Source organism: Acinetobacter sp. YH01009, assembly GCF_013420765.1.
Taxonomy (GTDB): domain Bacteria; phylum Pseudomonadota; class Gammaproteobacteria; order Pseudomonadales; family Moraxellaceae; genus Acinetobacter; species Acinetobacter amyesii.
In genome coordinates this window covers 24,300-43,450 of record NZ_VOYE01000010.1, presented here as the reverse complement: position 1 = coordinate 43,450, position 19,151 = coordinate 24,300, and the positions used below count along the sequence as shown (strand labels likewise).

The following is a 19,151-nucleotide window of genomic DNA, read 5'->3' as shown; positions in this document are numbered from 1 at the left end:
CTAAATTTAGCGGGTTCCAACGGAACTGACCATCATTCATTTCACTAATTTTACCAATACCCGGAAATGGTAAATGTGCAAATGCAACGAAGGTTTGCTCTTGAGCAAAACGTTTAAAAATTGCTAAACGAGTTTCACTGGCTTTGACCGGATCGACATCAAAATCGACAGATAACTTGGGTTGTTCAAACTGTAAATGATACGAATGAACCACATCACCGAGGATAGCAAAACTTTTAGCTTGCGACTTTAAGATAAAAGAATAATGCCCTGGTGTATGCCCAACACTCGGTAGTACTTCTAATCCATTAATCACAGAACCAACGCTAAAAGTCTTAAAACTCCGCATGGTTTGATAAGGCGCAATCGCAGCTTTAATTTTCGCAACAGTTGCTAAATAACCTTCACGCTTTTCAGCAGCTAAAGTGTCGACGGTGCTTTCACTTAACCAATACTGACTTTCTTGTTCATTGACGTAGATCGTTGCATTTGGAAACACAGCCTTACCTTGTTTCGCAATGCCACATGCATGATCAGGATGTAAATGGGTTAAGAAAACACTGCGTACGCGATTAAGCTTATAGCCAGCTGCTTCAATATTTTGTGCAATAGATCCTAAGTTCGGACCAAAACAACTGGCTGCACCACTATCAACAAGACTGATGCCACCTTGTCCATCATCAATCAGATAGGCATTGACACTGGTTTGTATGCCTTTGCTCTGATCAACCGCAAGCTTTTGAAATAAGGCACTGACTTCTTCTGGAGTTAAATTTTGTTTAAATAAATCAGGACTTAATTCGAGTGTCCCATCTTTTAAAGCAATGACTTTATATGCACCCACTTGGAAAGGATAAAATCCCATGGGCTGTGTCACATTCGTTTTGATTTCCGTTTGAATAACTGCCGGCTCTGCACTGACAAACTGGCTGGTTAAAAGTGTTGCTGCAAGCACAGCAAAACTAAAGTTTTTCATTGTTGACCTATATCACTTTTATTATTTCATGCAATGAAGCAAAGGCTTCAAAATTAAAAATTTTAAACGCCTGTATTGTGCCTGAAATTCAGGCAAATTTTAAGTCTAATAATGAATAAACATAGCACTAACTTGATACAGGCTTATGTAAATCCCCTTAAATTTTTAGGCCCAATAAAATAAAAACTGAATGCAAGAAAACTTTAAGCTTGGCATGCTATATTTTCGCCAGTTTTTAAATCTATACGTCTGTACAGTGCTATGAGTGAAATTTCCCCGTTTAAAGGCAAATCTGGATTTAAACGAATTTTAAATGCAACGCAATATTCCCTCGACGGATTCAAAGCTGCTTATCAAAATGAAGCTGCATTTCGACAAATTGTCTGGATGAATATTGTGCTTATTCCTACCAGTTATTTTCTCGATGTGAGTCGTGCTGAACATGCCCTTATGGTAGTGGTGTGCTTATTTGCCTTGATAGTTGAGTTATTCAATTCTGCCATTGAAGCCGTTGTCGACCGCGTATCTTTAGACAAGCATCCACTTTCTAAAATTGCAAAAGATATGGGGAGTGCCGCTCAATTCGTTGCTTTAGCAATTATCTTTTTTACTTGGTTTATTATCCTTTTGCCTTAAATAAAGGCTGTCTCACTCTATTTGCAGGGTTATGCCCTGCTTTTTTTAATTCCTTATTTCTGTTTTTTAAGTAAAATTTACGCGTCCCTATGCACATCTACTGATCCATCGAAATAAGCCAAAAATTCAAACTATGAAATCATTGGCTTAAACAAGATTAGAGGGGGGAAAATAGATACACATTCATTGAGCAGACCGCTTCTTAAGGACGCTTTTACAAGAAAAGATAAATCCTATTTTTTCGGACTTTTAAGCTTGAACGCGTTAAAATGCCTTGAGAATTTTGTGCTACTTTGAAATGAATCATGACTTTGAGCACCACCAGCCTTCGCAAACAACTCCGCAAGCAGCGTCGTAGCCTAAACCCATGGGCCCAACGACAAGCTGAACAACAAGTCCTACACCGTTTAATCAGACTCAGTTATTTTCAGCGCAGTCAGCATATAGGCGTGTATTTACATGCATTCGGTGAAATTCACACTCAAAAGCTTATCCATTACTGTTTTGCGCATCATAAACACGTGTATTTACCCATGATTTGCAACATGAATCAGCAACTGGTTTGGGTTGAAATCTCACGACATCAGTACATCAATAAACGTTTTTCTCATCACCCACTCGGCATGAAAGAGCCTATGGCAAGTCGTGGGAAGCATGTTTCTCATCTTGACCTTTTAATCATGCCCTTGCTGGCTTGCGACAAGTACGGCACACGTATTGGTATGGGGGGTGGCTTCTACGATAAAACATTAGTAACAGCCCACTCTACCCCCTACCGTTTAGGACTTGGTCATGATTTTCAACTCATTCAAGACTCTTTGGTCCGAGAGGCATGGGATCAACCGCTAGATGGCTTTATTAGCCCATCTCAAACTTTAAGCTTCAAACGTTAATTTGATATTCTTGACACTGAGTTACACTTATAAATCACATATTTAGTCATTTTTTATACATTTTAATTGGCATGACCCTTGTAATTTAAAAAATACACATCACTATAAAAAACATGGCAACACCGTTGTCACTCATTAGGAGTGCCCATGTCTGAGATTATTATGAATGAAGAAAGCTTGGAAACTACAATTCCGAGCGTATTACCGCTCTTAGCGCTACGAGATGTGGTTGTATATCCTCACATGCAAATTGCACTGTTTGTGGGTCGTGAAAAGTCGATCAATGCAGTCAATGTCGCACGTGACAGTGACAATCTTGTATTCGTAGTTGCACAAAAAGATTCGCTTACAGAAGAAATTGATCACGACAATTTATATCAATACGGTACTGTCGCGAAGATTGTGCAAGTTGTGAATCATGAGAATGATGAAAACTGTATAAAAGTACTGATTGAAGGCTTATATCGTGCCAAGTTAGAAAAAATTATCGATACCGATGATTACCTGACTGCCGAGCATTCATTAAGCCCAATGACGGTTTCTGTTGACTCAGAAACTCAGAATAATCGTGTGGAAGAATTACGCACCTTATTTGCTCAATATGCAGAAGCAAAACTGCGTAATGCACGTGAATTGATTGCAGCAGCCAATAAAATTGATGATTTGCTGCAATTATTATTCTTCGTAGCAACACGTGTTCCTTTGAATATTGATGTCAAACAAAAATTCTTAGAGCATGATGAATTTGAAGCACATTTAGCTGAACTCATGACCTATTTATTACAACAGTCAGAAGAACAGCAAATTGAACAAACTTTACATGATTCTGTAAAACGCCAAATGGAAAAGAATCAGCGTGAATACTTCTTAAATGAAAAAATGAAGGTCATTCAACGCGAACTTTCTGACATGAATGGCGGTGGTGAGGATGACGTTGCAGAAATTGAAAAACGTCTAGCTGAAGCCGATTTACCTGAACATGTACGCAAGAAAGCTGAAAATGAGTTCCGTAAGCTAAAAGCAATGCAACCTGCTTCGAGCGAAGCTGCTGTCGTGCGTAACTATCTAGAAGTTATTTTAGATACGCCTTGGAACAAAGCCAGCAAAGTCAGCATTAACCTTGCGAAAGCTCAAGATATTCTTGATGCCGATCACTATGGTTTAGACGACGTGAAAGACCGCATTGTGGAATACCTTGCTGTTCAATCACGTGTGAAAAAACTTCGTGGTCCAATCCTGTGCTTAGTTGGTCCCCCAGGTGTAGGTAAAACTTCACTCGGTGAATCTGTTGCCAAAGCAACTGGTCGTGAATTTGTCCGTATGGCGCTTGGCGGCGTGCGTGATGAAGCTGAAATACGTGGTCACCGTCGTACTTATATTGGTGCAATGCCGGGTAAAATTGTGCAGTCTTTGACAAAAGTTGGCGTGAAGAACCCACTGTTCTTACTCGATGAAATTGACAAAATGGCGCAAGACTACCGTGGCGACCCTGCTTCAGCATTGCTTGAAGTCCTAGATCCATCACAAAACAGCAAGTTCAATGATCACTACTTAGATCTTGATCTAGACCTTTCTGAAGTGATGTTCATCTGTACTGCAAACAGCATGAATATTCCTGAAGCTTTGCTTGACCGTATGGAAGTGATTCGTCTACCGGGTTATACCGAAGATGAAAAAGTGAATATTGCTGAACGTTACCTCGTTCCAAAAGCCATCAAGAACAACGGTCTACGTGCGAAAGAATTAACCGTTCACGAAGAAGCCATTCGCGATATCGTACAACGTTATACACGTGAAGCTGGTGTCCGTAGCTTAGAACGTGAAGTGTCTAAAATTGCACGTAAAGTGGTCAAAGAAGCGGTGAGCAAGAAAGCGAAAAATCTTCAAATTGAAGTGAATTCGAAAAATCTTCCTGACTACTTAGGTCCACACAAATTCGACTTCGGTATGGCCGAAGAAGAAGCTGAAGTGGGTCGTGTAAATGGCTTGGCTTGGACATCTGTTGGTGGTGAGCTACTAACAATTGAAGTTGCAGCAGTGAAAGGTAAAGGCAAGTTCATTACCACCGGTTCTCTTGGCGATGTCATGAAAGAATCGATCACAGCAGCGATGACTGTTGTACGTACCCGTGCAGATGAACTAGGTATTGAAGCGATTCGCTTTGAAGAAACAGATGTACACGTGCATTTACCAGAAGGTGCAACACCGAAAGATGGTCCATCTGCTGGTTTAGCCCTAACTACCGCTCTTGTTTCAGCGTTTACAGGCATTGCGATTCGTCCAGATATTGCGATGACCGGTGAAACCAGTCTTGGTGGCCGTGCAATGCGCATTGGTGGTTTAAAAGAGAAACTTCTCGCTGCTCACCGTGGTGGCATCAAGCTTGTCTTTATCCCACAAGACAACGTTCGTGACTTGGCTGAGATTCCAGACAATGTCAAAGAAGGTCTAGAAATTAAACCAGTGAAATCGATTGATGAGATTTTACCACTAGCCTTGGTTGATATGCCTAAACCTCTTGCAAAGACACCGATTGTCAAAGCAACTGAAGGTGGCAAAGCTGCACGTCACTAAGCGCTAGCAACTCGCAATAAAAGAAAAAAGCCCTGTTTCGACAGGGCTTTTTTATATCCATTATTTCATACTGTATATTCGAAACTTTTCATTCAAATTCTTCACAACCACTAGATTCAAGCCAACAGCTACAACTATGGATTGGATAACTATTTCAAATTCGACATCAAGATCAATAATAGCCAATAAGAAAGTCTTACAAAATTTGAATGCTATTACTTGAAATATCGCCCTCTATCCCACATATATAGTAGAGAGATATACGCGCTGTATGTTTCTTTATTGGTTCCAATCACGTGTAAAAGCGTGATGATCATTGGAACAAGATGGTCATCTACATCTCCAGGTAGATGACCTTTTATCGCAGTCCACAGGCTTTCGGGGCTGCGTTTTTTATGTCATGTTTTTAAAGACATGCTATTTCAAATTTAAGATGGTTTTCACCAAACCATCGATCACTTGAGCCATTTTGTCTAAGTTTAATTTATCCAGGGTATCTTGCTCAGTGTGATAGTGCTTATTACGATAAAATGCCGTATCAGTAATCATCATCGCCGGCATATCAAATTGCCAATAATTCATATGATCTGAAAAATCAACACCCTGAATAAATGACGGTGAAATCAAGCGTTCACATTGCAACTGCTTCAAAGACTCCATCGCCGCACAATACGATGAGGTTAAGTCACGAGACTGAATGTTCCCTACCGATGCAATAAAATTCGTATGCGATGGATAAATCCATTTCAACCCAACTGGATATTCTTGGGTAACTTTCGGATCAAAATAACCAATCATTTCCAGAATATACACACCTGAAATTTTATCCTTTTCCTTTGCTACCGATTTTGCATGGATAAAACTGCCCATCGACTCTGTTCTAAAATACGGCGGTTCTTCGAGGGTATAAAATACAAATTCAATATTTTGTTTTAAACGCGCTTTTTCAGCCGAAAGAATCCGAGCAGCTTCGAGTACACCTGCAACGCCAGAAGCATTATCATCAGCGCCATGCTGCTCCTCAAATACATCGTAATGCGCGCCAATGATCACTCGGTTGCTATGCCCTGCATTTAAGGGACAAACCACATTACGGTATGGTTGGCTGTTTACGGTATAGGTTTGAAAACGACAATTAACACCAAATAAACGCATCTGCTCACGAATCCAAGCAGACACCCGATTTAACTCTTGAATGTTCTTATAGTTACGATATTCAGCTTCATTACCAATAATTTGCTCTAAATAGACTTTTAAATTATCCGGTTCAGCGGTTCTAATATTGTTGGCATACGCCGCAAATGAACACCATGCAAAAATTGAAAGCATTGCTGCTTGCTTGAGCAAAAATAATTTACCGTCCTGCCATGTTTTTTTCATTGTTATTATTCCAATTTTCATCTTCGATCTAATCTGCTTATGCTGCGTATTTAAACAGCAAGCAGAACACGATTTCAATTGCAAATTGTGTCTGAACATACAAAGCGCAAGCGAACCGTTATAATGCTCTTTTGTATACTTTCAGGCGCTGTATGAAAATTCGTATTCTGACAATCGGTCAAAAAATGCCAGCATGGGTTCTGACGGGTTTTGAAGATTATTTCAAACGTATTCAGCCATTTGTTCAAACGCAGATCATTGAACTGCCTATGGCCAAACGTGGCAAGAACGACTCAGAAGCCGACATTTTAAAATACCGTCAAATTGAAGGTGACAGCATTTTAAATGCCATGAAATCGAATGAAGTACTGATCGCCTTAGAAGTTGGTGGTCGTGAGTTCAGTACGGAAAAACTGGCTGAAACCATGAAAGGTTGGATGCTTGAAGGCAATGATGTGGTTTTAGCCATTGGTGGGCCAGATGGACATTCTGAGGCGGTACGTAAAGCAGCAGCATGGCATTGGTCTTTGTCTAAACTAACTTTGCCACACCCAATGGTTCGTGTCATGCTCATCGAACAGCTATACCGTGCAATGAGTATTAATCATAATCACCCTTACCATCGTGCGGGTTAATCCGAACTAACATCCAGCGTATACAGCAGTTACAGCGTTGCAACAATGAAACAAACCGTTGAAATTATCCGAATTGTTACGCTGAATAATATAGTGCATGATCATCATATTCCTTTAAACAACCAACGGCGACCGCGATGAATTTACAAACACTTCCAGGTTTATTTATTTCCCATGGCTCACCTATGCTTGCCATCAATCCTGAGCAAGTCGGTCCTGCGTTGGAACGTTTAAGCCTGAATCTTCCAAAACCGGAAGCCATTATTATCATGTCCGCACATTGGGAAAGTAACGCACTAGAAGTAAGTACCAGTGCCCGTCCTGAAACTTGGCATGACTTCCGTGGTTTCCCTGCGGAACTTTATGATATTCGTTATCCAGCACCGGGTAACCCAGAGCTTGCAGAAGAAATTCTTCATTTACTTGCCAATGCAGGATTATCGGCACATGCCAACAGCACTCGTCCACGTGATCATGGCGTTTGGATGCCGTTGTTGCATATGTATCCTGATGCAGACATTCCTGTGATTGAAATATCGCTGCCGATGACTATGTCTGCGCAAAAGATCTATAAAATTGGACAAACGCTCGCACCTTTACGTGACAAGCAAATCCTGTTGATTGGATCGGGCAGTATTACTCATAACTTACGTGAATTGGCTTGGGATGGACGTGCAGCAACCGTGCCTGAGTGGGCATCTACATTCCGTAATTTTGTGGTCAATAAGCTCACTCATCAAGATTTTGATGCAGTTCTCGATTGGCAAAATATCCCGTTTGTACAACGCAACCATCCGACCATTGAACATTTTGCACCCATCTTCTTTGCGATGGGTGCAGGCCCCCGCTTCTCTATTGTTCACAGTAGCTTTAGTATGGGTTCGCTGGGTATGGATATTTATCGTTTTGATTAAACGTGAATAAAACGAGATAGCTTGACTTATTCATAATTTATATTAATAAGTTAACAAATTATTATTTATGGATACATTTTGCTACTTATTTGAGCTGAATGTATTCATATTTTTTTAAAATGAATGGGTTATGCTACAGGCTGAAATTCACTTAGAACAGTTAGCGTAATGAAATTAAAATATTTAGCGATTGCCCTCTTCCCTTTAGCCCTTGCAGCATGTCAATCAAGCGATATCCAAAAAGCTGGAGATTTAGCCGTGAGCGTATTACAACAACAAAATGCTGATAAAACTTTAGCTTCATATCAATGGAGCACCACCACTGAAAATGCACCAAAACCTTTAGTTTTAAATTTTCTAGAAAATGGCACTTTGGGTATTTCAACCAGCTGTAATAGCATGTCAACCCAATGGAAAGTGGAACACAATACACTTGTAACAGGCAACATTGCATCTACCATGATGGCGTGTCCTGATAATGCGATGAAACAAGAAGGACTTGCATCTTCACTCTTTAGTGACCGTAAAGCACCTTTTGTTTTAAATACTACAGATCCACAAAATCCAACGTTAACCATTATCTCTGCAACAGGTGAGAAACTGGTGTTCACTGGAAAATTAACACCTGAAACCCAATATAACTCACAAGGCGAAACGATTTTCCTTGAAATCAGCCCTGAAACGAAACAATGCACAGGCGTTGCTCCACAAACTTGTTTGCAAGTGCGTGAAGTGAAGTACGATAAAAAAGGCCTAAAAACACAAGTTGATAAAGACTGGACCTTATTTTACGATCAAATTGAAGGCTTTAAGCACACTCCTGCAGAACGCCAAATTATTCGCGTAAAACGTTTTGAACGTAAAAACCCTGCTGCTGACCAATCAAAATATGCCTATATTTTTGATATGTCAGTCGAACGTGAAGCCGTAAAAGGTACCTTGTAAGTTACAGCCGATAAAAAACCGAGGTCATCGCCTCGGTTTTTTATATCTACACAACCGCAAACGCTAATCAGCCGTGCAAAGTTTTCAAATCACAATGTGCTGTTCAGCCAATGCTTTCGCGATGTGAACCTAAAGTTACTACAAAGCCCCAATGCCCTGCCTGAATTCATCGTGATGAATCACAATCAACAGACCTATATTTTTAAAGGCATACAGTGAATTACTGATTTACGCGATTTTGAAGCAGAACAATTAACTCAAAAGACGTGGGTTCTCGTAGAGAATAATGCTCTAACCTCCCAAACCACACTCACATTCAACAATGCCCCTGTGACATTTTTTAGCAGCTGTAATCACATTGGCCGCAATTATGATGTAGAAAAGCATACTTTGCGTTTTATAGGAGATGTTGGGAGTACTCTGAAGTTCCGCCCACAGTTACATCAGCTAGGGCTTCATATTAAAAGTTTGCTCAGCCAGCCCTTAAATTTTCACTTCAGTGTTATGGATAGCGAAATCCAACTTCCCCTGATGAGCACTAATTAACAATCCAATATATTCCAAACCATTAAGCTATAAAAAAACCGAGGCAGAAGCCTCGGTTTTCAGTTCAACTTACGGAGAACTTAGTAAACGCCTTGAGCAAGCATTGCGTCAGCAACTTTTACGAAGCCTGCAATGTTCGCACCGTTTACATAGTTCACAGTACCATCTTCTTCAGTACCGTATTTCACGCAGTTGCGGTGAATTTCTTTCATGATCGCGTGTAGACGCTCGTCAACTTCTTCGAAAGTCCAACCCAAACGAATTGCGTTTTGAGACATTTCAAGACCAGAAGTTGCAACACCACCTGCATTTGAAGCTTTACCTGGTGCATAAAGAATTTTCGCTTCAACGAATTTCTCAACTGCAGCCAAAGTAGATGGCATATTTGCGCCTTCAGCAACACAGATTACGCCATTAGCAAGAAGAGCTTCAGCATCAGCTTCATCTAATTCATTTTGAGTTGCACATGGCAGTGCGATATCACATTTGATTGACCAAGGGCGTTGACCTTCTAAATATTCAAAACCGTGCTTAGATGCAAATTCAGAAATACGGCCACGCTTAACGTTTTTCAATTCCATTACTTCAGCAAGAAGTTCAGTTGTGAAACCGTCTTTCACGTATACAGTACCAGCTGAGTCAGAAAGTGAAACCACTTTCGCACCTAAGTACATTGCTTTTTCAGCAGCGTATTGTGCAACGTTACCAGAACCCGAAATCGTTACAACTTTATCTTTAAAGCTATCGCCACGAGTTTTTAGCATTTCCTCAGCGAAATACACAGTACCGTAACCAGTTGCTTCAGGACGCGCAAGTGAACCACCGAAAGTTAAACCTTTACCAGTGAACACACATGCTGTGTCATTGCTTAATTTTTTCATCATACCAGCCATGTAGCCAACTTCACGGCCACCTACACCGATGTCACCCGCAGGGATGTCAGTGTTAGAACCAAGATGACGGTATAACTCGATCATTAATGCTTGACAGAAACGCATAATTTCGCCTTCAGATTTACCTTTAGGGTCAAAATCTGAACCACCTTTACCACCACCCATAGGAAGTGTAGTTAAGGCATTTTTGAAAGTTTGTTCAAAACCTAAGAATTTAAGAATTGAAAGGTTCACTGATGGGTGGAAACGCATACCACCTTTGAATGGACCAATTGCTGAGTTGTATTGAACACGGAAAGCACGGTTAACTTGAGTTTGACCTTTGTCATCTACCCATGAAACACGGAACTGAATTGCACGCTCAGGCTCAACAAGACGTTCTAGCAAACCGTAGTCAGCATATTGTGGGTTCTTTTCGATGAATGGCCAAAGGCTCGTCATCACTTCTTCAACAGCTTGAAGAAATTCAGGTTGATGTTCATCACGTGTTTTAACGTAGTCTAGGAAGTCGTTAAGGCTGTTATATTTCAACACTTAATCCTCAGCAGATGTATGGATCAAAATTGATCACAATTTTGATCAAAGATATATTTTGGCGCAAAATATTAAATATCTTTTGTAACTAATCAGCAATAGTTTTTTTAAAAAATCTTTAAATTCTTTAAAGAACAGCGATTTAAATTGATTACTCAGGCATTTTAGTTATAAATATTATTACTTTTAGGAATATTTTAATGAATTATTTTGCTCATTTATGATGCATCTATAGACCCATTTTTGCGCACAGTAATTCATACTGAAACATGCTAGAATTCAACGTCCTCTTTGATTTTTCTCTGCCTTCATTTGTACTCGCGACTACCCATGACTTCTGAAATTTCCCTCATCCAACAAATTGATGCCCTATTGCCACAAACTCAATGTGGACTTTGTGGACACCGAGACGGCTGCTTACCCTATGCCAAAGCCATCAGTGAAGGAGAAGAAGCCAATAAATGTATACCCGGTGGTCAACCTGTAGCAGATTCACTAGCAGCGTTATTAAATCGTCCACACTTAACAGCAGAAGCCAGCGTTTGGCCAATCCAAAGTGATGGACGCCCGCAACGGGTTAAAGCTGTGATTCGTGAGGATGAATGTATTGGTTGTACCAAATGTATTAGTGCCTGCCCTGTTGATGCCATTATTGGCTCAGGCAAATTGATGCATACGGTCTTGACGGATTTATGTACGGGCTGCGAACTCTGCATTCCACCTTGTCCAGTGGATTGTATCGACCTTGTCGAAGAGCTTGATCAAGTGCCATCTGAAGCCGTTCGAATCGCAGAACAGAATGATTTACGTCGCCGCTACTATGCACATATTCAACGTGAGGAAAAGCGCCGAATTAATCGTAAAGGCCCTGTTGTACGCGCAGAAATTGATACGGAACTTTTTGCCCAATTTTCGACCCAGACAGACTTGGTACCGGTCATTGAAGTCGTGGAAAAACCTGCTACGCCAGTCGTTCAACTCGATGCAAAAACCACCATTGAACTTGCAAAAATTCGTACACAAATTAAGAAATTAGAAAAACAACTGAGTGTTCGAGAAGATGCAAAAAAACGTGAGTTACTCCATACGCTAACGCTACAACTAACACAACTGCAAGGGGCTTAATCATGGCTGTTAAAAACATGACTAAGAAGCAAATTCAAACTTTTTTTGAACGCTTACGTGAGCAACGCCCCAACCCGAAAACTGAACTCAATTATAGTAGTCCATTTGAACTTTTAGTGGCTGTTACCCTATCTGCTCAGGCCACTGATGTTAGCGTCAATAAAGCCACAGATAAACTTTTTCCAGTAGCAAATACTCCTGAAGCTATTTATGCGTTAGGTGTTGACGGACTGAAGGAATATATCAAGACCATTGGCCTGTATAACTCAAAAGCGGAAAATGTCATTAAAGCCTGCAAGATTCTCATTGAGAAGCATAACAGTATCGTTCCGAATAATCGTGCAGATTTGGAAGCCTTACCCGGTGTCGGTCGTAAAACTGCAAATGTGGTGCTGAACACTGCTTTTGGACAACCAACTATGGCAGTCGATACGCATATTTTTCGTTTAGGGAATCGAACAGGATTGGCTGTCGGCAAAAATGTTCTGGAAGTCGAACACCGACTCGTCAAAGTCATCCCCAAAGAGTTTATTGTTGATTCACATCATTGGTTGATTCTGCATGGGCGTTATACCTGTATTGCCCGCAAACCCAAATGTGATGAATGCATCGTGTCTGATGTGTGTAATTGGCCCGACCGTTTTGACTTTGGCGCATTAAGACCGATTAAAACCACCCAAATTGAAGATTAATCTCTTCAATTTCGGGGCAGATGAAATTTGTAAGAATCAATTGATCGAGTTGATGCTTAATTTTTATCTTGTTCTTTTTGTTTTTTATCAAGCTCTTGCTGCAGCTTTGGATGTAAGCGATATTGCTTCGGGCTCAGTTTAGCTTGCTCTGCTTCTTCCACTTGCACCTTACGCAACATTTTAAAGCTGACAAATAATAAGCCCAATAACACCGCCACAGCGATGATGACCATTATAACCAAAGCAAATTTCATAACAGATTCGCCCTAAAAGCCACATAAAAAAAGAGCCCCACTATGCAGTAGGACTCTTTGATTGTCAAAAATTCAAAAAAGTTGAATTATTTAGACTGATCTAAAATCGCGAACAAATCAGTTTGAACTTGATCGATTGGACGAAGACCATTTAATTTGTCATAAGTCGGTGCGTTTTCGCCAGAAGCTGCACGACCTTGGTAGAAACCAACCAATTGCTCAGTTTCAGCGTGGTAAGAACCTAAACGCTTACGAATTGTTGCTTCTTGGTCATCCGGACGTTGAACAAGGTCTTCACCAGTTTCGTCATCTTTACCTTCCACTTTTGGTGGGTTGTAAACGGTGTGATATACACGACCAGATGCAGGGTGTTGACGACGACCAGATAAACGTTGAACGATTTCTTCGTCAGGTACATCGATTTCAATCACGTGATCGATGCTAATACCTTCGTTTTCAAGCGCTTCAGCTTGTGGAATCGTACGTGGGAAACCGTCGAAAATGCAGCCGTTAACACAGTCAGGTTGAGCAATGCGTTCTTTAACAAGACCAATAATAAGCTCATCAGATACAAGGCCGCCATTGTCCATGACGCTTTTAGCTTGTAGACCTAATTCAGTACCTTCACGAATCGCAGCACGGAGCATATCACCGGTTGAAATTTGTGGGATATCGTAGCGCTTACAGATCAACTGAGCTTGTGTACCTTTACCTGCTCCAGGTGGTCCGAGTAATATAATGCGCATAAAAAAACATCCTCATTTTAAACATTGTATATGACGCTATGTAGTGATCTGAACCCAAGATTCATATCGTCTTCCAGCATCTAATTATAAGAAAGCCACAAACAAATGTATTGTACCCGCGATAAAACCGGTTACACCACCCAAGACAATTAAAATCCATTCGTCTTCCTGAAATGCAGGACGTAATAGATTTTGAAATTCTTTCGGTGTTAGCTCACGAATACGGTCTCTAAACATTTGAAAGATTTTCTGTGCACGGCTCGCATTAAACGCAGGGTCGCATACAGGCACCATCGTAATTTCAATTGAGCGATCGATCAAGTCTGTCTTGAGTTTTGCGTACTCTTTTGGACCTAAAGACAACTGTAATGAGGTACGAACCAGTGGAGATTCCATAATTTCATTAATATGACGTTTCACAATGCGACGGGTCTTATCTTTCTTCCCGCCATACATCATTTCGGTCATGATAGATTTTAACGTAATTAGGTCTTCTGTGACTACACTTGCGAATACATCCGAAACTTCTTCTTGGCGTTTCATAAACGCACCTTGAACATTGTACGTTCCAATACGTGGAATCACAGGTTTAATCCAAGGAAATTTACGATCTTTAGTTAATTCAAATAATTGCAAATACTTTACGGGGTGCGGCTCAATAGGATTAAATACCATCCAGATAGCAATCCAGTTAGTCAAAAACCCCCAGATTGCTGCCCAAAATGGAACCGTCCAATGCCAAGGCACCACAAACCAAACGATCATCTGGAAGATACCAAAGAACATCCCAATCAAGGCACTGATATGCCAAATAAAGTTGATTTCTTTTTGGCCAACTTTAAGGAACATACGCACCATCAAGAGACGATCCGCTTCCATTTGACTCACCACCATTTCACGCATATCAACAAGTGACTCTACGTTCATGGTCAGTTCGGTCACGAGTTCTTTTAAGGTATTTGGCAGCTGTTTATGTGCTTGGGCATAAATACGGCGTTTAATCGAATACGGTAGGTTTTCCCAAAGCACCGCATTTCGGTCTAGCATGATTTCATCAATCAAATGTTCAAGCTCAAAGCCAACTTGTTCACCAATGATGCGCGCCATGTCCTCAGGATCCATTGCATCCAAAAACTCACGCAAGGAACCCAATTTAGACAATGTATTATCCGTAATAATGCCAGAAATACGTCCAGCTTTTCTTGGCACAATCCCCTGCCATCCTACGGGTAATGGACCTAAATGGAATCCCCAGAAAGTAATCGGGTAAAACACCATTTTCAGTGCCATCCAAACGTGTGCCCAGGTAACGAATGCGGTAACGGGGATAATACTCAGCACAGCCCAAAAATCGGGACGTTGCAAAAAGGTTTGCCACAATTCGTTAACGTACTCAAGCATGCATAACTTCCATATTTAATTTTATTCAGTGAGTGCGGTTATAAAATAAAGTTGATTATTTTCACTACAAACCAAAACTTAAAGTATATGAGATTTGTAGTCTCGGTTCGGTTTCCACAATCACATTACCTGATTTGTCTTCTAATTTTTCACCCGCACCCAAGCCTACACTAAACGTACTAATACGCTCGGCACTCAACATCACATAAGCAAGATCGATACCACCACCTAAACGCGCTTCATCTTCACCATCTACTTTCTTGGAGTCGATGTGGCCCGCATAAGCACCGATATAATAACCATTTTTATCTTTGCCAGTGAAATGAACTGGGTAACGAAAGCCGACTTGCCCGCCAGGTGTTTTATCATCGTTCAAGAAAACACCAGCTTTTGCATAGGCAATGCCATATGGGTTTACCCACTCACCATTCACGTGAATAATTTTTTGAGTAAAACCTGCTCCAACATTCCATGGTTGATAACCCTCACCTGTTAATTTTGCCTCAGGTAAAAATGAATTGTCATTGGCATGTGCGATGCTTCCAAGCATCATAAATACAAGCAATGGATATAATTTATTCATTGTTTTCACAAACTTCCTTAGTATTATTTTTTGGAATATTCCTTTTTTATACGTTTCGACTTTAGCAGAATAATATGAACTGTTATACACAAAGCCCCATATTTTTCATGTCTGCAAAGTCAAAATATAGACTGCAATCACAGCAGAGTCGTTTTTATTTATCAAAAAAAATGTCAGTTGCGCTAGAATATGCCTCTTCCGTTATTTTAGCTCTCAGTCTTTAAGTCGAACGCGTATGAAGCAGCATTATCCTTTAAAAAATGTCCAGCAAGAAAAGCGGATTTATCGTAATCGCGTAGTGATTTCGATAGGGATTGTCTCCTTCTTTATGCTGTTGCTCGTGGCGCGTTATGCATATTTGCAAATCAAGAGTTATGAGACCTTTTCGACTGCTGCAGATCAAAACCGAATTCGACTGCAACCGCTTGCACCCTCACGTGGTTATATCTATGACCGTAATGGCGTGTTATTGGCAGATAATTATCCGGTTTTCTCAGCAACCATGAGCCGAGCGGATGTTGAAGATATTGATGATACGGTAGAGCGCCTAACGCCTCTGTTAGAACTGACAGATGAGGATATCGAACGCTTTAAAAGTCGAATTAAAACCTCTAAAAAGACTGAACGTGTTTCGATAAAATTGAATTTAAATGAAAATGATATCGCCCGTTTTAGTGAGGTAAAATATCAATTTCCGGGTGTCAATATAGAGACCCAGATGACTCGCTACTATCCACATGGTGAACTGTTTGCCCATGTGATTGGCTACGTGGGTCGTATTAATGACAAAGAACTAAAATCGATTGATAAAGATTTATACGCTGGCTCAAACCTGATCGGTAAAATTGGCGTTGAAAAATCATACGAAGAACTTTTACACGGTATGCCGGGAAATGAGTCGGTTGAAGCCGATGCCTTTGGCAATGTGTTACGTCATCTAGGTCGTAAAGATCCGATTCGTGGTAATGACTTATATTTATCCCTAGATTATGGACTGCAAATGGTCGCTTCAGAGCAGCTTGCAGACCGACGTGGTGCGATTGTTGCGATTGACCCACGTACTGGGGAAATTCTTGCTCTCGTTTCTAGTCCTAGTTTTAACCCAAACTTATTTGTTACAGGGATTAGCAGTAAAGATTATTCTGAACTGCGTGATAGTCTCGATCAGCCATTATATAACCGTGCTGTGCAAGGGGCTTATCCACCGGGTTCAACGATTAAGCCAATGTTTGGTCTAGGTGGTATTCATTATGGTCTAGTGGACTGGAGTACAGCCATTTCCGATCCGGGCTATTTCACGCTTCCGGGTGATAGCCATCGTTTCCGTGACCACAAAAAAACTGGTCATGGCTCAGTCAATTTACACAAAGCCCAAGTCGTTTCCTGCGATACCTATTTCTATGTCTTGTCCTATCGTATGGGCATTGAAAAAATGAATACGTGGATGCGTCAGTTTGGCTTCGGTGAAAAAACCGGTGTAGATTTACCAAGTGAAAGCACTGGGCTATATCCAAATCCTGAATGGAAACTTCGCACACGGAAGTCCAACTGGCTCAAAGGTGAAACCATTTCTGTCAGTATTGGTCAGGGTGCATTTACTGCAACACCATTACAACTGGCGATGGCGACAGCCATTACCGCCAATCAAGGCTCTCATGTTACACCTCACGTTCTGCGTGAAAGCAAAGGCTCTAAAGTCCACAAAGTCCATAACGCCCCGAATGGTCGCATTCAATTTAATGGTAAGCCAGATGATTGGATCAAAATGCGTGATGCCATGATTGATGTGGTTCAAACAGGGACCGGTCGTGGTATTCGTACCCCAATGTATCAAATCGCAGGTAAAACAGGCACCGCACAGGTTAAAAGTATTGCCCAAGGTAAACGCTATAACGAATCTTTATTGACAGAGCGTCAGCTTGACCATGGTTTATTTGTTGGTTTTGCCCCTGCGGAAAAACCTGAAATTGCGATTGCCGTCGTTTGGGAAAATGGTCGTCACGGTGGTTCTGCTGCTCAAATTGCTAAACCAATGTTTGACTACTGGTTATTAACACGTAAAAAGAATCCAATTCGTCCTGCAGGCCATCAAATTAGCGGTGGTCTCATGACTGCGGGTCTAAAACCGAGTGAGTTACCAAGCGGCTCTAATATTTTATCAGCCGATCCAAATGCGAGCCCAACAGCTCAGCAGAACAACAGTGCCACTCAACAACCGAATACTGCAAATACAACACCTCGTGCTGCCAGTGCCGCACATACAACCGATGAGGAATAATTCATGAAAAATCAATTAAGAATCATTGGTGGTGAATGGAAGCGTCGTCAATTACCTTTTGCCAGTATTGACGGTTTACGCCCTACACCTGACCGTGTCCGCGAGACATTATTTAACTGGCTCATGTGGGATGTTCAAAATGCCAAAGTCCTCGACCTCTGTACAGGTTCAGGTGCTTTGTCATTTGAAGCACTCTCGCGTGGTGCAGCAGAAGCTGTTTTAATTGAACCTGATCGCACCCAAGCGAAATTCCTCATGGACAATTTAGAACTCCTAAGGGTCAGTAAACAACGTGTGCAACTCAAAAACATGACGGCTCAACAAGCCATCCCTAACTTGAAAGATCAATTTGATCTGATTTTCTTAGATCCACCGTATAGTCTTGATTTATGGCAAGAATTTGCTGAATTGGTCGATCCCTGCATTGCAGACAATGGTTTAATTTATATCGAAGCTGACCGTGATCTTGCTCAATTAAAACTCCCGAGCACTTGGCAGCAAATCAAACAAACCAAAGCTGGGACGGTGCGTGCAGGCTTATATAAAAAGGCTTAATGTAAATGCACACAAAAAAGGACGTCAATGCGTACTTTTTTATTACTTGAAAATCGTTAAACCTGTGGTCGAAGTGGACGCTGGCTGTTAAATCCACCTGTGGTTTTAGCTTTATCCACGGGCGTCACTTTTGGACGTTGTTGCTGTGGTTTTTGCTGCTGGGGCTTGCTTGTATTGGGTTTAGCCGAAGTCTGAGGCTTTGCGCTTGGACGCTGCACATTTGACGGATGCTGAGATGAAGAATTGTGTACATTCGGTTTATGCGCATTTGGTTTATATATATTGTCTGGACGGTTATTCGAATTCGGTCGTGGTGAGTTTGGTCGATGTTGCGGGCTATTCACTCGACCATATGAGCGGTCATAACGCTGACTTGAGTCATAGCGCTGTCCGTATGAACCACCATATTGATTTGCATAGCCATATTGATTCGAATGGTATCGGCCATCATCAAATGGCGCCACGACACACCCTGTAAATGTAACTGCAACCACAGATAGCAAAGCAACTTGTTTAAGCATGTGTAGCACTCCTCTTTGATGAAGGGCATTTTCACTTATCGAAATGAATTCAATCGGAAGTCTGTGTACA

Annotated in this window: 19 protein-coding genes; 11 read left to right on the top strand and 8 right to left on the bottom strand. The window is 41.1% G+C overall.

Features of this window, described 5'->3' with window-relative positions; all coding sequences use genetic code 11:
- On the bottom strand, positions 1 to 976 hold a 976-nt coding region (locus tag FTT76_RS11225), incomplete at its 3' end, for an MBL fold metallo-hydrolase (RefSeq protein WP_218955901.1).
- Positions 977 to 1,237: 261 nt separating this feature from the next.
- Here FTT76_RS11225 and FTT76_RS11220 point away from each other — a divergent pair.
- The 3 genes from FTT76_RS11220 (at position 1,238) to lon (ending at position 5,079) form a co-directional block, all read left to right on the top strand.
- Positions 1,238 to 1,612 carry a diacylglycerol kinase gene (locus FTT76_RS11220; protein WP_168378310.1) on the top strand — a complete coding sequence of 125 codons (375 nt, stop codon included), beginning with the start codon at positions 1,238 to 1,240 and terminating at the stop codon, positions 1,610 to 1,612.
- A gap of 305 nt (positions 1,613 to 1,917) precedes the next feature.
- Positions 1,918 to 2,505, top strand: coding sequence for a 5-formyltetrahydrofolate cyclo-ligase (locus FTT76_RS11215; protein WP_180004140.1), 588 nt, complete (start codon positions 1,918 to 1,920; stop codon positions 2,503 to 2,505).
- Positions 2,506 to 2,652: 147 nt separating this feature from the next.
- Positions 2,653 to 5,079 (top strand): endopeptidase La, encoded by a 2,427-nt coding sequence (gene lon, locus FTT76_RS11210; RefSeq protein ID WP_180007494.1) that lies wholly within the window; start codon positions 2,653 to 2,655, stop codon positions 5,077 to 5,079.
- Between the two features lie 417 nt (positions 5,080 to 5,496).
- Here lon and FTT76_RS11205 read toward each other — a convergent pair whose 3' ends face one another.
- Entirely contained in the window at positions 5,497 to 6,459 is a 963-nt protein-coding gene (locus tag FTT76_RS11205; protein WP_373685846.1) for a M20/M25/M40 family metallo-hydrolase, read from the bottom strand.
- Positions 6,460 to 6,611: 152 nt separating this feature from the next.
- On the opposite strand from FTT76_RS11205, the gene rlmH reads away from it, so the two are divergent.
- The 4 genes from rlmH (at position 6,612) to FTT76_RS17815 (ending at position 9,499) form a co-directional block, all read left to right on the top strand.
- Positions 6,612 to 7,094 (top strand): 23S rRNA (pseudouridine(1915)-N(3))-methyltransferase RlmH, encoded by a 483-nt coding sequence (gene rlmH, locus FTT76_RS11200; RefSeq protein ID WP_078189858.1) that lies wholly within the window; start codon positions 6,612 to 6,614, stop codon positions 7,092 to 7,094.
- 137 nt (positions 7,095 to 7,231) lie between these two features.
- Positions 7,232 to 8,008, top strand: coding sequence for a dioxygenase (locus FTT76_RS11195; protein WP_180007493.1), 777 nt, complete (start codon positions 7,232 to 7,234; stop codon positions 8,006 to 8,008).
- Between the two features lie 168 nt (positions 8,009 to 8,176).
- Positions 8,177 to 8,953, top strand: coding sequence for an META and DUF4377 domain-containing protein (locus tag FTT76_RS11190; protein ID WP_180007492.1), 777 nt, complete (start codon positions 8,177 to 8,179; stop codon positions 8,951 to 8,953).
- Between the two features lie 219 nt (positions 8,954 to 9,172).
- Positions 9,173 to 9,499 carry an META domain-containing protein gene (locus FTT76_RS17815; RefSeq protein ID WP_180007500.1) on the top strand — a complete coding sequence of 109 codons (327 nt, stop codon included), beginning with the start codon at positions 9,173 to 9,175 and terminating at the stop codon, positions 9,497 to 9,499.
- Between the two features lie 80 nt (positions 9,500 to 9,579).
- Here FTT76_RS17815 and gdhA read toward each other — a convergent pair whose 3' ends face one another.
- Complete coding sequence (gdhA, locus tag FTT76_RS11180) at positions 9,580 to 10,926, bottom strand: NADP-specific glutamate dehydrogenase (RefSeq protein ID WP_227591817.1); 1,347 nt, start codon at positions 10,924 to 10,926, stop codon at positions 9,580 to 9,582.
- 330 nt (positions 10,927 to 11,256) lie between these two features.
- Here gdhA and FTT76_RS11175 point away from each other — a divergent pair, with 330 nt between their 5' ends.
- The gene (locus tag FTT76_RS11175; protein WP_168378315.1) at positions 11,257 to 12,051 is read left to right on the top strand and encodes an RnfABCDGE type electron transport complex subunit B; all 795 of its coding nucleotides are present in this window, start codon (positions 11,257 to 11,259) and stop codon (positions 12,049 to 12,051) included.
- 2 nt (positions 12,052 to 12,053) lie between these two features.
- Positions 12,054 to 12,743, top strand: coding sequence for an endonuclease III (gene nth / locus FTT76_RS11170; protein WP_180123729.1), 690 nt, complete (start codon positions 12,054 to 12,056; stop codon positions 12,741 to 12,743).
- 56 nt (positions 12,744 to 12,799) lie between these two features.
- Here the strand turns inward: nth and FTT76_RS11165 are convergent, their stop codons facing one another.
- The 4 genes from FTT76_RS11165 to FTT76_RS11150 form a co-directional block, all read right to left on the bottom strand.
- Entirely contained in the window at positions 12,800 to 12,997 is a 198-nt protein-coding gene (locus FTT76_RS11165; RefSeq protein WP_180003963.1) for a hypothetical protein, read from the bottom strand.
- Positions 12,998 to 13,083: 86 nt separating this feature from the next.
- On the bottom strand, positions 13,084 to 13,743 hold the full coding sequence (gene adk / locus FTT76_RS11160; RefSeq protein ID WP_078189866.1) for an adenylate kinase: 660 nt from the start codon (positions 13,741 to 13,743) through the stop codon (positions 13,084 to 13,086).
- 84 nt (positions 13,744 to 13,827) lie between these two features.
- A complete protein-coding gene (locus FTT76_RS11155; RefSeq protein ID WP_218955900.1) occupies positions 13,828 to 15,144 on the bottom strand; it encodes a hypothetical protein in 1,317 nt (438 codons plus the stop codon).
- Between the two features lie 64 nt (positions 15,145 to 15,208).
- Positions 15,209 to 15,727 carry a hypothetical protein gene (locus tag FTT76_RS11150; RefSeq protein ID WP_168378317.1) on the bottom strand — a complete coding sequence of 173 codons (519 nt, stop codon included), beginning with the start codon at positions 15,725 to 15,727 and terminating at the stop codon, positions 15,209 to 15,211.
- A gap of 235 nt (positions 15,728 to 15,962) precedes the next feature.
- Between FTT76_RS11150 and mrdA the strand changes: the two genes are divergently transcribed.
- Together mrdA and rsmD are read left to right on the top strand one after the other, a co-directional pair.
- Positions 15,963 to 18,005: a penicillin-binding protein 2 gene (mrdA, locus tag FTT76_RS11145; protein ID WP_180190523.1), complete on the top strand. Its 2,043-nt coding sequence runs from the start codon at positions 15,963 to 15,965 to the stop codon at positions 18,003 to 18,005.
- A 3-nt stretch (positions 18,006 to 18,008) separates the two neighbouring features.
- A complete protein-coding gene (gene rsmD, locus FTT76_RS11140) occupies positions 18,009 to 18,560 on the top strand; it encodes a 16S rRNA (guanine(966)-N(2))-methyltransferase RsmD (protein ID WP_180055797.1) in 552 nt (183 codons plus the stop codon).
- 56 nt (positions 18,561 to 18,616) lie between these two features.
- Here the strand turns inward: rsmD and FTT76_RS11135 are convergent, their stop codons facing one another.
- Entirely contained in the window at positions 18,617 to 19,081 is a 465-nt protein-coding gene (locus tag FTT76_RS11135; protein ID WP_180055798.1) for a hypothetical protein, read from the bottom strand.
- Positions 19,082 to 19,151: the final 70 nt, after the last annotated feature.

Excerpts from the sequence above, each read along its gene's own strand:
- FTT76_RS11220 (WP_168378310.1), top strand. The coding sequence starts at position 1,238 with ATGAGTGAAATTTCCCCGTTTAAAGGCAAATCTGGATTTAAACGAATT.
- FTT76_RS11215 (WP_180004140.1), top strand. The coding sequence starts at position 1,918 with ATGACTTTGAGCACCACCAGCCTTCGCAAACAACTCCGCAAGCAGCGT.
- lon (WP_180007494.1), top strand. The coding sequence starts at position 2,653 with ATGTCTGAGATTATTATGAATGAAGAAAGCTTGGAAACTACAATTCCG.
- FTT76_RS11205 (WP_373685846.1), bottom strand. The coding sequence starts at position 6,459 with ATGAAAAAAACATGGCAGGACGGTAAATTATTTTTGCTCAAGCAAGCA.
- rlmH (WP_078189858.1), top strand. The coding sequence starts at position 6,612 with ATGAAAATTCGTATTCTGACAATCGGTCAAAAAATGCCAGCATGGGTT.
- FTT76_RS11195 (WP_180007493.1), top strand. The coding sequence starts at position 7,232 with ATGAATTTACAAACACTTCCAGGTTTATTTATTTCCCATGGCTCACCT.
- FTT76_RS11190 (WP_180007492.1), top strand. The coding sequence starts at position 8,177 with ATGAAATTAAAATATTTAGCGATTGCCCTCTTCCCTTTAGCCCTTGCA.
- FTT76_RS11175 (WP_168378315.1), top strand. The coding sequence starts at position 11,257 with ATGACTTCTGAAATTTCCCTCATCCAACAAATTGATGCCCTATTGCCA.
- nth (WP_180123729.1), top strand. The coding sequence starts at position 12,054 with ATGGCTGTTAAAAACATGACTAAGAAGCAAATTCAAACTTTTTTTGAA.
- FTT76_RS11165 (WP_180003963.1), bottom strand. The coding sequence starts at position 12,997 with ATGAAATTTGCTTTGGTTATAATGGTCATCATCGCTGTGGCGGTGTTA.
- adk (WP_078189866.1), bottom strand. The coding sequence starts at position 13,743 with ATGCGCATTATATTACTCGGACCACCTGGAGCAGGTAAAGGTACACAA.
- FTT76_RS11155 (WP_218955900.1), bottom strand. The coding sequence starts at position 15,144 with ATGCTTGAGTACGTTAACGAATTGTGGCAAACCTTTTTGCAACGTCCC.
- FTT76_RS11150 (WP_168378317.1), bottom strand. The coding sequence starts at position 15,727 with ATGAATAAATTATATCCATTGCTTGTATTTATGATGCTTGGAAGCATC.
- mrdA (WP_180190523.1), top strand. The coding sequence starts at position 15,963 with ATGAAGCAGCATTATCCTTTAAAAAATGTCCAGCAAGAAAAGCGGATT.
- rsmD (WP_180055797.1), top strand. The coding sequence starts at position 18,009 with ATGAAAAATCAATTAAGAATCATTGGTGGTGAATGGAAGCGTCGTCAA.
- FTT76_RS11135 (WP_180055798.1), bottom strand. The coding sequence starts at position 19,081 with ATGCTTAAACAAGTTGCTTTGCTATCTGTGGTTGCAGTTACATTTACA.